14 protein-coding genes are annotated in these 15,538 nt (G+C 34.1%); 7 read left to right on the top strand and 7 right to left on the bottom strand.

What is annotated here, in order from left to right:
- Positions 1-111: 111 nt before the first annotated feature.
- Genes ESZ36_RS08495 through ESZ36_RS08505 form a run of 3 tightly spaced genes read left to right on the top strand, consistent with a single transcriptional unit; the run spans position 112 to position 2,330 of the window.
- Positions 112-702, top strand: a complete 591-nt coding sequence (locus ESZ36_RS08495; protein ID WP_146786321.1) for a restriction endonuclease subunit S — start codon at positions 112-114, stop codon at positions 700-702.
- Positions 695-2,089, top strand: coding sequence for an N-6 DNA methylase (locus ESZ36_RS08500; RefSeq protein ID WP_146786323.1), 1,395 nt, complete (start codon positions 695-697; stop codon positions 2,087-2,089). Before ESZ36_RS08495 ends, ESZ36_RS08500 begins: the two co-directional genes overlap by 8 nt.
- 7 nt (positions 2,090-2,096) lie before the next feature.
- On the top strand, positions 2,097-2,330 hold the full coding sequence (locus ESZ36_RS08505; protein WP_146786326.1) for a hypothetical protein: 234 nt from the start codon (positions 2,097-2,099) through the stop codon (positions 2,328-2,330).
- A gap of 177 nt (positions 2,331-2,507) precedes the next feature.
- Here the strand turns inward: ESZ36_RS08505 and ESZ36_RS22505 are convergent, their stop codons facing one another.
- The 7 genes from ESZ36_RS22505 to ESZ36_RS08535 form a co-directional block, all read right to left on the bottom strand.
- Positions 2,508-2,666: a hypothetical protein gene (locus ESZ36_RS22505; RefSeq protein WP_170235807.1), complete on the bottom strand. Its 159-nt coding sequence runs from the start codon at positions 2,664-2,666 to the stop codon at positions 2,508-2,510.
- Positions 2,667-2,799: 133 nt separating this feature from the next.
- Positions 2,800-3,819, bottom strand: a complete 1,020-nt coding sequence (locus ESZ36_RS08510) for a helix-turn-helix domain-containing protein (protein WP_146786329.1) — start codon at positions 3,817-3,819, stop codon at positions 2,800-2,802.
- 154 nt (positions 3,820-3,973) lie between these two features.
- On the bottom strand, positions 3,974-4,708 hold the full coding sequence (locus ESZ36_RS08515; RefSeq protein WP_146786332.1) for a hypothetical protein: 735 nt from the start codon (positions 4,706-4,708) through the stop codon (positions 3,974-3,976).
- A complete protein-coding gene (locus tag ESZ36_RS08520) occupies positions 4,705-5,541 on the bottom strand; it encodes a hypothetical protein (protein WP_146786335.1) in 837 nt (278 codons plus the stop codon). Before ESZ36_RS08520 ends, ESZ36_RS08515 begins: the two co-directional genes overlap by 4 nt.
- Positions 5,542-5,643: 102 nt before the next feature.
- Positions 5,644-5,880 (bottom strand): hypothetical protein, encoded by a 237-nt coding sequence (locus ESZ36_RS08525; RefSeq protein ID WP_146786338.1) that lies wholly within the window; start codon positions 5,878-5,880, stop codon positions 5,644-5,646.
- Positions 5,881-5,899: 19 nt separating this feature from the next.
- Entirely contained in the window at positions 5,900-6,226 is a 327-nt protein-coding gene (locus tag ESZ36_RS08530; RefSeq protein ID WP_146786341.1) for a hypothetical protein, read from the bottom strand.
- A complete protein-coding gene (locus ESZ36_RS08535) occupies positions 6,219-6,422 on the bottom strand; it encodes a hypothetical protein (protein WP_146786344.1) in 204 nt (67 codons plus the stop codon). The genes ESZ36_RS08530 and ESZ36_RS08535 overlap by 8 nt, the downstream gene beginning before the upstream one ends.
- A gap of 519 nt (positions 6,423-6,941) precedes the next feature.
- Here ESZ36_RS08535 and ESZ36_RS08540 point away from each other — a divergent pair.
- The 4 genes from ESZ36_RS08540 (at position 6,942) to ESZ36_RS08555 (ending at position 15,538) form a co-directional block, all read left to right on the top strand.
- Positions 6,942-8,789: a DUF262 domain-containing protein gene (locus ESZ36_RS08540; protein WP_146786347.1), complete on the top strand. Its 1,848-nt coding sequence runs from the start codon at positions 6,942-6,944 to the stop codon at positions 8,787-8,789.
- Positions 8,790-9,152: 363 nt separating this feature from the next.
- On the top strand, positions 9,153-12,512 hold the full coding sequence (locus ESZ36_RS08545) for a helicase-related protein (RefSeq protein WP_146786351.1): 3,360 nt from the start codon (positions 9,153-9,155) through the stop codon (positions 12,510-12,512).
- Positions 12,505-14,364: a DUF1998 domain-containing protein gene (gene drmB / locus ESZ36_RS08550; RefSeq protein WP_146786354.1), complete on the top strand. Its 1,860-nt coding sequence runs from the start codon at positions 12,505-12,507 to the stop codon at positions 14,362-14,364. The genes ESZ36_RS08545 and drmB overlap by 8 nt, the downstream gene beginning before the upstream one ends.
- The gene (locus ESZ36_RS08555) at positions 14,357-15,538 is read left to right on the top strand and encodes a DNA/RNA helicase domain-containing protein (protein ID WP_170235808.1); all 1,182 of its coding nucleotides are present in this window, start codon (positions 14,357-14,359) and stop codon (positions 15,536-15,538) included. Before drmB ends, ESZ36_RS08555 begins: the two co-directional genes overlap by 8 nt.

Genomic DNA, 15,538 nt, shown 5'->3' on the forward strand with positions numbered 1-15,538 from the left:
GTGAAGTTATTAATAGTGTAGATCCTTTTTATGCATAAACGCAAGTTTTTATACAATATAAATTTAAACTGTGCCATTATTAGGGGCATAAATAATATGTAGAAATCTAAAATGACCAATAATAAAGACATCATGATCCGCTCAGGGTATACGTTTCGAGAGACTATTCAATTTGATCTGAATGGCAGTCATTATTTGATCCAAATTAAAAATATAATTAAAGACGGTTTAGGTAAAAAGGTAGATGTTTTAAATTTAGAGAAAATTAATTCACCAACTGATAACTCTAACTTCTATGTGAAAGATGGAGATATCTTGATTTTGAAAAAAGGAGATGACCATAACGCATATATGGTGAACAACGCTCCTGAAGCAACATTGGTTGGTCAAAACTTTCTAATTATCAGCACTTCAGATGAAGAAAAACTGCCATCTGAGTTCTTAGTTTTTTTCATTAACCTACCTTCAACACAGTTATTTTTAAGCTCTCTGTCAGGAGGGGGTAAGCAAGCTAGTTTGGGAAAAGCAGCACTAGAAAAGCTTAAAATTCCGATTTTGTCTAAAGAAGAGCAAACGGAGTTAATGACATTGGCTAATGAGATCAGTAAAGAAAAAGTGATATTAGAAAAACTGATTTCTAATCGGGAAAGGCAATTACAGAAGTTGATTGAATTAAAAACTGAGGGGCAAGGTAGTGAATGATTTTAAAAGCTCCATTATCGAGAGTTACAAACATTGTTATTTACCTTCTTTAATTGATAGTAATAACGCAAATTCACAAAGAGATTTCTTTCTCTTTATTGTTTTTTGCTATCTATATGACTCAACAGAGCCAACGGTGAAATTTGAACTAGGTGAGCCTTTTCAAACGATAGATAATTTTAATCATATTCTGTTATCTGTTAAAAACAATAACTCAACTAATAGCGCTGTGTCTCAATGTATTGAACTAATCGAGGAGCAGATACGTGGTATCAACTCAATTGATTTAGTGGAAGATATAAATAGACTGGTAATCGAGCTTAGCGGCCTGGCAAATCAACAAGAAAAACTAACTAAAGTAGAAGCTATAGAGCGATATCGAGAAGTCTTGCTGCCCCTACAACAGATGAATGTTGAAAACATCCATGATATTGAAGTTGAACCACTTCGCTTAAGCCCTGTTTATTTCAAACTTCTAAACGTCATGAAAAGTGGTATTACTAAAAAACGTATGTATCTCCCTTTTGACGTTGATACCGAAGCAAGTATTTCGATTTTAGATTCAGACCCAAAGCAAGCAGTCGATGTTGAATCGGTTGATCAGTCCCCATTGCATATATTGAGGTTGTTAGCACTACTTCATAGCGCTGATGTTGATGTCTTAAATTCCCATTGCCTGAAACCAGGTTATAATTTGCATCCCAACTCGACCAACCTCGCAGTGAAACTGACAAAACTACCAAAAGTAATTAATAAAGGTGAAATTAAAGATAAAGATTCGGCACTAAACACTGGAAATAATAAAGATAAGAATAAAGAACCCGAACTTAATAAAGATGAAAATAAATTACCTCGATATCCAGAATTTGATGTAGCTAATGTTTTGACTTCTGCTTTAACTAAAAAGGGCACAGGCTATATTTTTCTAGTTCAGAATGCTTTAAGTAGGCAGAGTGATACTGAAAGTCGAACGCGACTGGTGAAAAGTGGATGTGTAAGTGCTGTGATCACATTGCCACAGAAGCTTTTCAGTCAGCAAACGTATGAACTTGTTCTAATAATATTGCAACGAAATAGTCATACTGTACGGTTTATAGATGCGGTAGATTTCTACACTGTATCTGATAAAAAACACGTATTAGCTCGTTTAGATGAGCTAAAAAACCTAATTGATACAAAGGAAGAAGTAAAAGGTCGGAGTTTTCATGTACCTTTAAATATTATTATAAATAATAACTCTTCTCTACATCCAGTGGCTTATAAAGACTTATATTGGCTCGAAGATGCTGGTATTGAAGAACTCAAGTCGCAAAGACTAAACCTTTTGGATGAATTGGGATCAACGCAACATAATATAGATAAGCTAGTGAACAAGTTTATTGGTTGAGGAAATTATGAATAAACAAACATTTATAGATTCTTGCTTTATGCAATTAGTCGAAATATTTGAAGACGCAAACAACCATAAGAAAGATGAAAAGAAAAAGCATAGATTAGAAGGATATATCCATGCAGGTAAAACCCTTGGTGTTTTTTCCAGTGAAGAAGCTCTTACTTTAATGGAAGAAGCTCATTATAAAATTTTTGATGAAACTATTGATTCGAGAAAATCTCGAAAGCCAATTTAAAAGAGGCTTTAGTTAGAGGAGATGATGATTATATCGACATCCCTGCCTATGAGAGAAATAGAACGTAGTTAGTAGCCGATTAAAAAAATCGCCTCATTATATTCAAATAAATGAAACTCATATTAGAAAGGAAGTACTCCCTTCAAATATGAGGCAATCTATTAGTATGTAGGTAAGTCAATCATCATCGTCATAATCTTCATCTTGACCCTCTTCCCAGCCTTTGTCCCAATCTTCTACCATCCACCAAGTTTCATTAGACCAATTATAGGGATTTGAGCCTTTAGGCTTTCCTTTCCAGTATGCGTCATAGCCCTCACTCTTTTCACAAGACATTTATTTTCCTCGTGGCGAGTTATTGCCTCGTCCGCCTCCTGATTTTTCACCTGTTTTACTTGGGCCATTAATTGGTGTAGGTTTATTAGATTTAGCCATGTTCATCTCCTTATTTTTAAATGCTTTAGCTTGGTTATTCGTTTTCGAACGTTAAATTAATTACTGGTAATTCAGTTATTTCGTTGCAAACTATTTCAGGTGTCATCGATGGAATATTTTGTCCTTCCCATGCTTCACCAATGCCGATGGGGAGTGCCCATCTTCTTCGTCCATCTTTTAAATCGGTGATAGCTTTGATTACTCTATCTATGTTGGCACTAGGCCATGGCGCTCTGCGAGTTTTTCCTGAGTTATCGAGCCACATGCGAGATATGGTTATGGATTTTGTTTTTTCTTTTGCAAAATCGTAAATCATGTTGAGGCTACCTTTTTGTGAACGGGTAGGCGGATTGGTATAGGTGAGACTATCCAACCACTCACTCAGTGATACTCTAAACTCAGCATCTGAATTAAATATTCGGTATCCTTTATAGTTAACTTTGTTGTCACCAACTTCATTAAATTCGACCATAAATTGAGGCTTAATGTTTTTGGGGATTAAAGGCTCCCCGTCAATATCAACTTCATAAACGCAGGCATATAACAATTCATCTAATGAATCATTCCATATATATTGTTGCCATTCTGTTAGTTCATCCCACAGCAATCCTATTTTTTCATCTAATCTAACAGGGCGTAAATTCCAGCAAAACTCATCATCGTTAATGAATAGAGTTATTTCTTTAGACTGCTTTTTATTTTTAATTGATAAACGCACGTTCATTTCGCTATGAAAACAGTTTGCTCTTTTGGTAATGTCACCAATCGCCTTATAATGTCCTTGTTCAATATTTCCTGTTAAAAAATAAGGGTTAGTAACATACCAAAGTGAATCATCTACTTTTTTATCATTGATTAATTCGTCAGTAGATATATCGAAATGTTGTGCAATCGATTGGATGACCTTGGTAGTTGTCCTTCCAGAACTTTCAATATTTTGATATTGTCGATGACCTATATGGCAGGAAATTGCTGTTACTTCTTGTTTTTCAGCTTTTTGCTTTCGAAGGTGTTTTAGTAAGCTTTTATTAATAGATATTGATTCTTGTGCCATGTCGATAATCCAATTAACTTTAATTGACTTAATTATAGAATATCATGACTGCGTTAAAACGAATTCATTACGAAATCATGTGATCTTTTGATTAAAGCTGTAAATAAAGCTAGAAACTTTAAAGCTGATTAGGTTGTAGACTTAAATGATTTACTTAGTAATTTATAAGATATTGACTAAAAAATTTGGCTTCTCTATCGCCAAAAAAATGAGTATTGCACTCTCTATCAAAAGTATCACTCATAATTATATCGTTCTCAGAAATCGATATTTTACTAATGTATATTTTACTTCTGATATATTTTGACAAGTGATACAACATCGATGACTTTCCTAATATTGCACCGCCTAGATGAATTGCAGCGAACATATCTTCCTTTGTCGTCTGGTCTAATATTAAGACTTCATCATTACTTGAATAATACTTAGCCCTTTGATGCATCTCTTTGGTAATCAGTTCAGCTAGCTCCCTGCCATGTAACTCAACATCTGAAAGATTATAATGTTTCCATTCTGATGTTTTTCTTAAGGTTTTAAATGAAACCGTTAGTGAGTTATCGAAATTTGAACTGTTCAATTTTAAGAATTGGTTACCTTCTAAGTGAGTGTCAGCATATTTTATATCAGCGCAGAGAGGTCTATTTGCGATAGATAATTCGAAAGAGTGGCCCAGTTCTATTAGGGTGATATAGATTTCACCGTAAAATGATACTTTTATACTGCACTTATGTGCTTTGAAGGACTTAAACATATCTTTAAGTAACAGCAGTAGCGATTGGAAATCTTCATCACTAACATCAACACCACCTTTAGGCGAACAATGAAAATTGTTTATTAGTCTCCGTTTTTTCGCAGCACGAACTTGAGATATGAGTTTTTGAATATTCATTCTTTGCTCATCAACTCAATTGATATCATTTGTTCTCGTTTGCCTAATTCCCCTTTTTTTTTGATGCCTACCCCTCGTATAGTTAATATACGCTCGTGTATATCACAATGTTCATATTGAAGCTGTACAAGCGAAGTTGAGTTTACTGCTAAGTAACTTATCCAGTCGCCTTTGCTGATGCCAAAGACTTTGTGAAGTATCGCACGAGATAGTGACAACATCTCTTCTTCCAAATTTTTCATTTTTTTCAGTAGCTCATTACCTTGTCTATGGAGTAAGTCTAGTTGGGAGTCTAGATGTAGGTGTAAGTCCATGGCTGATTTATCATCTAATTTTTGCAGTTCACTTAAGAGTGGCTCGATTCCATAATATAAGTCTTCTGCTTCGTTGTATTGCCTAGTTAGTTGCTCTATTCTGGTAATTAAACCTTTTGCGAGTGGCTCTTTTAGCTGACTAATTTGGATGGGCTTTATCGGAATTTGATTAAACTTAGCTTGGTTGATAGATATTTTTGGCGTGCAAAAGTGAACGTCATCGAATGGTCTCATTTGGCCTGAAAAATGAATGCTCTTTTCACCAATATGAATAAAGCTTTTGATGTCATGATGGTATCTATTTGTGAGCTTAAAAAACCAGTTAATGGAATTCAATTGAAAAGATAACTCATGAAACCCTTTTTCAAGTAGCAACTCCTTTGCCTCATCTATTGTTGCTTGTAGCTCTTGTGTTAACTCAAAAAAGCAGAAACTCGGTAAAGTAGTTTTATATTGATGAAATTGCTTATCGGTATAGAGTTCGTTTACTTCGAGGCAGATGATATTGTTGGTAGTCATAATTTTGTCAAGTTGTGACAGGTAAATAAAGGATAGGCAATATTCTAGTTTTTTAGCGAATGACAGCATCATGAAGCTGTCATTCGCTAAGCCTAACTCTTATTATTCAGTTTGGTCTGGAATATGCTCACAAGGTACTTGGTAATTTTTATCCTTTTTTAGTTTTGAAAAACAGCTATCACACCATGTTCCAAGTCCCTCTGCATAAATTGGGCTAACCATGCTTGGTGTTGAAATTTCCTCGTATGTATAAGTTAAACTGTGAACCTTTTCTCCTACGAGAATTCCTCGATCACAGCCAAAACAATTGCAAAATGTCTGTTCATTTGTGTTTGTCATATTGTACTCCGGTTAAAGTTTATGAAATTAGTTGTATTGATTGGTTTGCAATATATGACCGTGAAGGTATTGCGCATTTTCTTTTATTACAGCCCACCCCCTTTGTAGAAATTGTTAAATTAAACGTATGTCCTTCAGTGATATAGAAACTTCCTGACACTGTCTTGAATTCATTACTATTTGAACACGCTATGGGAGAAGTTATTACTGATTCCCCTTGAATGTAGCGTTTTGTTTCATCAGTGATCACTTCTCCTAATAAAACATCTGCAAGTAACTCATTTCTACCTTCATCAAAATCTTTGATATGTAATATTGATGTGTTTTTCATGTATGTTTTAAGCATGATGAGACTCCATATAATTATTAACTTTTTTGATTGGTGCAAATTGTTTAGCAAAGCTCACCACGTCAGGTTTGCTTTCTTGGTATCGATATTCGTAAATTAGAAACACACCGCAAATATCACTCCAAAGCTCAGCATTCGTTTTAAGTAACCAGTCAACTTCTCCTATATCCTGGTTATGTTTGATCTGAGACATGGAACCCACTAGGTAAAAGTAGGCAGCGCTATTACTTATCACTGGACTGCTATTACTATGCAGATCACTGAAAGAATAACCACATAGTGCGGTTGATATGATGCACTGGTGATGCGACAGATATTGATAACATGCCTGTAGAATCAGATCTTTTTGAGGATCATCGCGTAAGTGGAAGTGGATCCCTTTGTTGAGTCGAGGCCAAAGCGTGAACCTTAGTTTCGAGTGGTATTGAATAACATAAGAAAACTGACTGTCGATTTCTTGTCTAAGCGCACTTGGGATGAGGTGTATCAGTGAAATATGCATGTTATGAAGTCCGCTATGAATTATCACTAAAGCATAGGTCTTATACTTTGATTTACATAAGATTTTAAGGGAATAGGAACTGATGAAGCAATGACTAATTAGTATTTCACAAAAACTTGTGATATTGTCAGTGTTAACAAGTCAACATACTGATAATTATATATTTTATGGTTTATTAAATGATTGGTTTATTAAATTTAAGGATAATAAATGGCTAGTTTCGATATTGATGCGAGTAGATATGTGTTGGGTCCTAACTCAGACAAAATACCATACCTTTTGAATAATAAAATTGATTACATAATTCCTATATACCAACGCCCTTATGCTTGGACCGAAAAGCAAATAACTCAATTCATTAATGATATTTTCAGTGCTTTTTCTGAACAAAGTAATGTTGAAGATAAAGAGCCTATGTTTATAGGTACTATGCAACTAGCAAAAGCCAAAAATGGTCAACAAGAAATTATTGATGGTCAACAAAGGTTTACTACTTTTTTTCTTCTATTTAAAGTCCTTGAACAGCTATTCCCAAGCTCATCATGTTTTGATTCGTCAGCATTTTTGAGATTAAAAACAAAAGTTAATAATGGTGAGCAGCAGATTTTGCTTGAAGAATTTAGAGAAGACTTCTCTATAGATTCAACTGATGAAAGCAACAATATTTACTGTAATAATAGCGCACTTATTTTTCGTGCGATTAAATTGTGGCTGGATAAATCAGAGTTGTTTTCGCTAGATAATTTTCCATTTAATGATTTACATGACTATATCAACCGTAAAATTTACTTCGTTGTGATTGAAACACAGGCAGGACTTTCCAAAACCCTTAAAATTTTTGACACAATTAATACTGCGGGACTTCCTTTAGATACAAACGATCTTTTTAAGATCCGCATGTATGAATATTTACAGAAGGTTGCATCGAATGAATTTGAACATAGTGATGACATATTTTCAAAAATAAGCAGTCTATATGAAGACATAGATCATTTTAACAAAGCGCATAATTCAGGCGTGACCATGCAAGAGATACTTGGTATATATCAAGTGTTCTTAATTGCAAAATACAACTTACCAACGATATTATATTCACTTGGCGTTGATACATTTTATGATCGATTATTCGAAACGCTTTTTAATATTAGTGAATGGCCCCATTTTAAAAAAGAGAAGGGCCAGGAAATTAAACTATGCCTGCATGAACTAAAGGGGATTGTTACAGAGCGCTTGGACTGGCATGTTCATTGGAAGGTTGAAAAAAAATATTCTTCAGTAATCGATTTTTCAACATATATCTTATGGAGTTGGACTCGTTATGCGAGGTACAGGAAGTTTATTTATATTTTTCTATTTCAATTTAAAGATGATCCTGATAAATATCAAAAACTGCAAAAGTTTATAAACGCCTTAACAAAACTATATATTGTTTACAGTGTTAACTATCAAAGAGTGATAAACAATGTTCGGTTTAAGTTTAATCATAAACTGCTAAGAACAATTCTAAGTTGCTCAAAAGATGAAAGTACTATCATTTCTTTAATCAATGACAAGCTAAATGGTAGTAAAAAATACGAGTACACCGATGAAAATTTTGAACTGTTTAATAACGCTCTAAAAGCTGATGTGTTCTCTATTACAACATCGAAAAACTTGCTTTGTAGAATGTCAGCAGTTTTTGCTGCTGAGCATGAAGAGGATGGATTACATGAAGTTACTAACTTTATCTTTAATGTGGACAACAGCTTTGATATCGAGCACATATTGTCTCAAACAGAAGAAGAAAATGAGCCTAAAAGAGATGATGAATGGAAGCAACATATCAATAAGCTTGGCAATATTGTTCTATTGGAGCGAAATTTAAACCGAGGCATCAATAATCATGCTAATAAGAAAGTTGATTATTATGAGAAAAGTCAGTTGTCTGTCATTAAAATAGATTTGTTAGAAAAAAGATTAAATGGTGACTTCAAAAATTGGAACATAGACTCATGTAATGAACGTACTACAAATCAAGTAGAAGCTATAAGTACGTTTGTCTTTTCTAGTTTTAAATAGAGAGTTTTTATATTTTTAAAATCCCTACTTTAAAAAATAAAATTAAACAGATGCTCTAACTTACCTTGTTATTACATGAAAAATAGGTCTACATTTACAATTTATTTCATATTACATTTTCGTTATTTGATATCGTTAACTCTTAAGTTGCAATTAGTTTGATTTATATCCTTTATTTGTCACTAAGTCATTGTACATCCATTTTATTTTAATTATCTTGTCTGTATAAAACTGTTGGGAATTATCCTGTTTCAATATTCATGTATATGATTTCAAATAGGGACTAATGGATCCATGCTAAATAAGTTAACTTTATTCAAAAGTTAAAAGCTTGGTGGTTTTTCATAAAAGGTATAATCACGGATGAGTGAAGAGTTACTAAGAGTTCAAAGAAAGAAACTTATAGATTGGACCAAAGAACAACTTGTAGGCACCCACATACACGATGGAGAATCTCTATTTGGGGAAAAACCTTTAGATCGATTTTTTACTGGTTTTTTGTTCCCAATTGGTGGAGAAATTGTGGAAACTGAATCTTCTGATGATTATGATGGAGATGAAGAAAATACAAATACCCAACAAGTTAAAGAAAAAAAACGTTACCTTCCTCCTTCTTCTGCTGGATTTTCTTTTTTTATTACTGGGGATAGCATTCATTTAAGAATTCACCACAATGCTGTCAATTTTTCCCTCCAGAATAAAAAGGATAAACAAAACCAAAAGTTTACAAAGGAAAAAGATCACAAATGGCTGTGTAGAACTTTATTCGATGATGATGGGCAAGAAATAGCCTTCTATTCACCTACTGAAATTAGTGATACGTACTTGGATAGTAAAACAACATTTGATGGTTTAGCAAAAATTGATGCCTTATGGCGAAAGTATAAAAATGGATTTATCGTTACGATTACTTTAACAAATACTCAATCATTAACGTCTTCAAAAGAGCAATCAGCGAGAGACAAATTAGATGAGGAAAATGCACTTTCGTTATTTCAAGTAAAGTTTAGGTGTATTATTCAGAAAGGAAATATTGAGCGTTATCCTTCACAAGATAGAATATTACTTAACGAAGAAGAAAAAGAATTAGAGCTAAGGTACAAAGATTCACTTATTTATGGTGTTGGTCATGGTGTCTCAGTTGATTGGGGAGTAAATAGTCAAGATAAAATGGAGCTTTGGTCTGATTTTTTACCAAGTGTTGAAGTACCACAAGTCACTGCTGATACAGCAAGTGGTGACTCCAAAGTTCTAGAGTTTGAATTCCTAAGTCGATGTGAAATAGACTCTTCGGTCATTTCTGAATTGAATGATTTTATTGATAATTATGAGAACTGGATCATTGAACAACAAACAAAGGTTTTGTTAGAAGAAAAGGATGATCAAGCAACGGCTCAAAATATAGTAAATAAAATGTGTATTGCCAAAGAAAGGATGAAAAAAAGCATAAAACTTCTTGAGCAAGACGAGAATGCAAAAGCAGCATTTTCAATTATGAATCAAGCCATGCTCCTACAGATGATTTCCAATGATAAAAATAGTGGAAAGTTTAATGAGGATAAGGTTTATCAATGGAGACCTTTTCAAATTGCTTTTGTCCTTATGGTATTGGAGTCGTCTATAGATGAAAACAGTGAGTATAGAGAGGAAGTTGATCTAATTTGGTTTCCAACAGGTGGTGGTAAAACCGAAGCTTATTTAGGTGTTATGGCATTTTTGTTTATATATCGTAGATTAATATACCCGGCTAGCTATGGCGGTACAGTAGCCATTATGCGTTATACGCTAAGGCTACTAACGACACAGCAATTTCTTCGAGCATGTAAGGTCATTTCAGCATTAGAGATTATTAGACAAAAAAACAAAGATAAACTGGGGAACTCTCCCATAAGTGTAGGGCTTTGGTTAGGAGGAGCAAGCTCTCCAAATACTATTTATCAAGCTAAAGAGTGCATAGAAAAGCAAGATTATAGTAAGTTTGTTTTATCAAGTTGCCCTTGGTGTGGCGATAAATTTTCTCATGAAAATTACAAAATAGTAGCTGAGGACTTTCACTTCACATGTACTAATAAAAAATGTGATTTAGGTAAGACAGATAATAACGTATTACCCTATAACGTTGTTGATGAATCACTCTATAACAATCCTCCAAGCTTGCTAATAGCTACTGTTGATAAGTTTGCAAGGCTAGCTTGGGAAGAAAGAACAGCGAGTTTTTTCGGTAAGAATGGAAATAGACCCCCTGAGTTAATAATTCAAGATGAACTACATCTCATCTCTAGTGCTTTAGGCTCTGTTGTTGGTATGTATGAAGCTGGAATTGATGCACTATTCATAGCAAAGGGAGTTCATGCTAAATATATTGCTTCAACAGCAACTATCAAAAGTGCTGCTAAGCAAGTCAAAAACTTATTCGCGAGAGATATGCAGTTGTTTCCGCCATCAGGGCTACGTTTTGATGATTCTTATTTTGCTAAAACTGTTTCTGTTAAAGAAAAATCAGGACGATTATATATAGGTTATCTAGCACCTAAACTTTCAAAAAATAGTTGTATGGAGCCATTAGCAGGAACACTGTTAGCAGCTCCTACCACATTATTTAATGATGATAGCTTTGAACAGTATCTGGACTCATGGTGGACTCAAATTATTTATCATGGCTCATTAAAAGGGGTCAATAATAGCCATACTGTCTTTCAAGGAGGAGCCAAGGCACATCTAATTAGTTTAACAAAAGAATGTCTTATCCGTGAATTAGAAGAGGAATCTCCAAACTGGTACAAAAACTCTAACCACGTAGCACCTGCCATTCGCTTTGATAATTTGTTGGTGAAAAATAAGGCAGAGATAGACAACGTTTTGATGCAAAACCAAGTTCCCCCTGAGCTACAGGAAATATTTAGAAAATATCTTCCTATTAGAGAAATAACATTGGGGTCTTTAACAAGTAAACGAACAGCAGATGAAACAGCACAAATATTTGAAGCATTATCAAAAAGTAAAAGTGACGAAGAGCATTTAGATGTAGCACTTGCAACAAACATGATTTCTGTTGGGCTTGATGTTTCACGTTTGGCATTAATGATTATAAATGGCCAACCATTAACTACAGCAGAATATATTCAGGCAAGTAGTCGAGTAGGAAGAAGTGAAATTCCGGGGATAGTTTTTGTTAATTATTATAAAACCCAAGCGAGAAGTCTGTCCCACTACGAAAATTTTAGAGCTTATCATGACTCGTTTTACCGATTTGTTGAGCCTTCTAGCTTAACACCATTCACTTATCAGGTTTGTAGTCGAGCGCTGCATGCTGCGCTAATAATAGCCCTGAGATATTCTGACGTAGGGTTATTGGAAAATAATAAAGCAGGTGAACTAGATCCTGACGCACGTGATATTAAAAAAATAATTTCAATATTTAAGGGCCGGATTAAAAGAGCTATACAACAAAAAAATAAAGCGACTACAGAGGAGGTAAATAAAATTAATCAGGTAAATGGACATATTGATAGCTTGATTGACTCTTGGTATAACGAAATTAAATTTAATGAAAATAGCACTTTAGTTTATAACTCCAAGGATAGAGGCACAAATAACTTGATTTGTAATTTTGGAGAAGAAGGTGGGAATACGATACCTTGGGGAACATTACAATCGATGAGGAATGTCGAGAACATTGCTCTAACTAAATTGATTAAAGGGGTTAAGCAAAAAAATGCATAAGCAAAAATGTACCCCTGTTAGATTTTCTCATTTAATGTCCTATTCAGGTGTTGGCTCTATAGCACGAGATAAAGATGATTTTTTAGTTACAGTAGTGGATACGCGCTATTGGACAGATGAACATGGATGTATTGCGGCAGAGAATATTCCCTATGTGGAAAGAGTAAAGTTAGCTTTGGGGCTTAGTCAGGACTTGAGAAAACCTCCAGAGGCTAAAGAATTAGAGAATGGAAAAATAGAAGGAACGTATATTCCAACGGTTCTCTTTCCTTCATTTTTCAGATGTAAAAAATGTCGAATGTTACATCAAAACCTTTGGAATAAGACCGATCAAAAGTCTGTAGAAAATGTAAAGTGTGAACATTGTAATTCAAGACTAGAGCAGTTGTCTTGGTGTGCAAGTAGCACCAAAGGTGAACTGGCCGAAGTGCCTTGGCATTATATTTGTCATCAAGAAAGTAACTTTAAATGTGAAGTTGATTATTCAAATAGTTACTTAAAATTAACAAATGTTGCAAACGGAAAATTGCAGATAGAATGCACTCGCTGTTTAAGCACAAATAGTGATGTTCGCAAGAGTAAACTGTCGAGATTAAATACTGTTCAACCTTGGATTTATGAACAGGGTGAGCAGCTTACCCCACAAGATATCAGTATTTTGGAAGTGAATGATCCTAGGATTTATTCTCCATCATCCATGAACGCCTTAGTTATTCCTCCAGAGTCAAGAGTGGACAAATCTACGGTGATTAATCGACTTTTTAATAACTCAAAATTTCGTCATGCTTTTGATAACGCTCGAACTAGTTTGAAAAAGAAACGGGTATTAAAGCAAGCGTCCACGAAATATAGGTGTTCTGTTGAAGATATAAGTGCAGCGATGAGTCAAATAGAAGATGGGTATCCGTTTTTAACTCATATTGAATCAGGTGATCTTTATAAAGATGAATATGATGCTTTCTTAACTGTTATGGATGATGTTAGTGATGAAGAAGATTTTGTCACCGAACATAAAACCAAGGATTGGAAAGTCTTAGGTGAAACATTAACAGGTGAATTGTTAGCGATAAATAGCCTCATTGATAATTTGATCATTGTTAAAAGGTTACGAGAAATTCAAGTGTTTAAAGGATTTTCTCGACTACCTAATCAAAGAGAAAATGCCAAGGCTGCAAATGGTTCTGAAAATGAAACGGATGAACAAGTTCTAACAGCACCAGATATAGTTGGGGAAAGTGATTGGTTACCTGCAATTGAATTATTTGGAGAAGGGCTGTTTTTTACGTTAAATGAAAACTTACTTTCGAAGTGGGAAAGTATACCGAGTGTAAGAAAGCGAGCAAATGAAATTGAACATAGGTATGAAAACGCAGACATAATTTTTAACTTTGATTTAACAGTAACACCAAGGTTTTTGTTATTACATACGATTTCTCATCTATTAATTAGAGAATTAGAGTCTGTTGCTGGTTATCCTGCTGCTTCTCTTAAAGAAAGGATTTACCACAGTAAAGACAATAAAATGGCTGGTATTTTAATTTATACAGCCGTTCCTGATATAGCAGGAACTTTAGGCGGCATTGTAGAAAATGGAGAACCTAGAGAGTTTTTGAAATTGTTGTCAGGTACTTTTAAGCATGCACAGTGGTGTTCACACGATCCAGTTTGTACCGAACATTTAGGGCAAGGACCTAGTTGGCTTAATAGAGCTGCATGTCATGCCTGCGCGTTATTGCCTGAAACAAGCTGTGAATTTGGTAATGTATTTTTGGATAGGGTCTTTATCAAAGGAAATGATGTTCTTGATATTCCCAATATTATAAGTTTTATTAATGAGGTGTCTGATGAGTAAAAGGAAATTTGACCTCCCTGGTATAGATGAACTCAATAAAGATCAAAAAGCAGTTCTTCGCCTTAAAGAATCGGGACAACATTTAGTGATTGGAGGCCCCGGAACAGGGAAATCAGTTGTAGCATTATTACGAGCTAGGAAGTTTCATCAAAAAGATAATTATTTGTTCTTAACCTTTAATCATGTTTTAAACTCTTCAACGAAGCAAGTCTGTGGTATAGAATTAAAATCAGATACAGCACAAAGTTGGTTCTATTCACTTCAATTTAATTTGGCTCCAGGGAATGATTTTGAGTTAAAAAAAATGCCACATAGAACAGACTCAAACGGTATGGAAATTCAACATTCGCCTAATTACGATAAAGTAATAGAAAGATTTGATAGTTATGTAAATCAGAAAAATTCTAACTTACCTGCAAATGATACTCACTTTATTATTGATGAAGGACAAGATTTACCTATTGGTTTTTATGAGTCATTGCAGTCATTAGGTTTTGAAAACTTCTTTATTGTAGCTGATCAAAATCAACAAATAACAGAGGAAAACTCATCTAGACAAGAATTAACCGATGTTTTGGCTCTAGAAAATGATGAGGTTGTTGAGCTTAATGAAAACTACCGAAATAGCTCAACTATTGCAAAATTTGCGAACCATTTTTATACAGATAAAGCATCTCCTGCGCCTAATTTACCTGATCGACCATCATTAGATACACCTACTCTTTATGTTTATGAAATGCTTAATAGTTGTATATCAATGATTCACCGTGAAGCTATTAGAGATACTGAAAGATTAATTGGTGTTATTGTTGCTACAGAAGCTAAAAGGGATACTTATACAAAAATTTTAACTAAAGCTGTGACTAATGAAAATATAAATGTTTCTTCGTATTCGAATGAATCCAAACAAAATGTAAATATTGATTTTTCAATGGGGGGAGTTGTCGTGTTGTGCGACAAATCCGTTAAAGGAATTGAATTTGATACTGTTTTTATTGTTCTTGATGATTTGAAAATTATTAATAATGATGCGGACGCAATTAAGAAACGCTTGTATGTAATGTCTTCTAGAGCTAAAGAAAAATTATTTTTATTCAGAAGTGCTGTAATGCCTAATGAAGTTGAAGGGTTATTGCCAATAGACGAAAACTTAATGATAAGAGATAAAATTTAA

The sequence above is a fragment of the Colwellia demingiae genome (assembly GCF_007954275.1).
GTDB classification, from domain to species: domain Bacteria; phylum Pseudomonadota; class Gammaproteobacteria; order Enterobacterales; family Alteromonadaceae; genus Colwellia; species Colwellia demingiae.

What these genes read in the sequence shown, in the direction of transcription:
- ESZ36_RS22505 (WP_170235807.1), bottom strand. Translation starts at nt 2,666, where the DNA reads ATGTCTTGTGAAAAGAGTGAGGGCTATGACGCATACTGGAAAGGAAAG.
- ESZ36_RS08515 (WP_146786332.1), bottom strand. Translation starts at nt 4,708, where the DNA reads ATGAATATTCAAAAACTCATATCTCAAGTTCGTGCTGCGAAAAAACGG.
- ESZ36_RS08555 (WP_170235808.1), top strand. Translation starts at nt 14,357, where the DNA reads ATGAGTAAAAGGAAATTTGACCTCCCTGGTATAGATGAACTCAATAAA.
- ESZ36_RS08505 (WP_146786326.1), top strand. Translation starts at nt 2,097, where the DNA reads ATGAATAAACAAACATTTATAGATTCTTGCTTTATGCAATTAGTCGAA.
- ESZ36_RS08545 (WP_146786351.1), top strand. Translation starts at nt 9,153, where the DNA reads ATGAGTGAAGAGTTACTAAGAGTTCAAAGAAAGAAACTTATAGATTGG.
- ESZ36_RS08535 (WP_146786344.1), bottom strand. Translation starts at nt 6,422, where the DNA reads ATGTCTCAGATCAAACATAACCAGGATATAGGAGAAGTTGACTGGTTA.
- ESZ36_RS08540 (WP_146786347.1), top strand. Translation starts at nt 6,942, where the DNA reads ATGGCTAGTTTCGATATTGATGCGAGTAGATATGTGTTGGGTCCTAAC.
- ESZ36_RS08520 (WP_146786335.1), bottom strand. Translation starts at nt 5,541, where the DNA reads ATGACTACCAACAATATCATCTGCCTCGAAGTAAACGAACTCTATACC.
- ESZ36_RS08495 (WP_146786321.1), top strand. Translation starts at nt 112, where the DNA reads ATGACCAATAATAAAGACATCATGATCCGCTCAGGGTATACGTTTCGA.
- ESZ36_RS08525 (WP_146786338.1), bottom strand. Translation starts at nt 5,880, where the DNA reads ATGACAAACACAAATGAACAGACATTTTGCAATTGTTTTGGCTGTGAT.
- drmB (WP_146786354.1), top strand. Translation starts at nt 12,505, where the DNA reads ATGCATAAGCAAAAATGTACCCCTGTTAGATTTTCTCATTTAATGTCC.
- ESZ36_RS08530 (WP_146786341.1), bottom strand. Translation starts at nt 6,226, where the DNA reads ATGCTTAAAACATACATGAAAAACACATCAATATTACATATCAAAGAT.
- ESZ36_RS08510 (WP_146786329.1), bottom strand. Translation starts at nt 3,819, where the DNA reads ATGGCACAAGAATCAATATCTATTAATAAAAGCTTACTAAAACACCTT.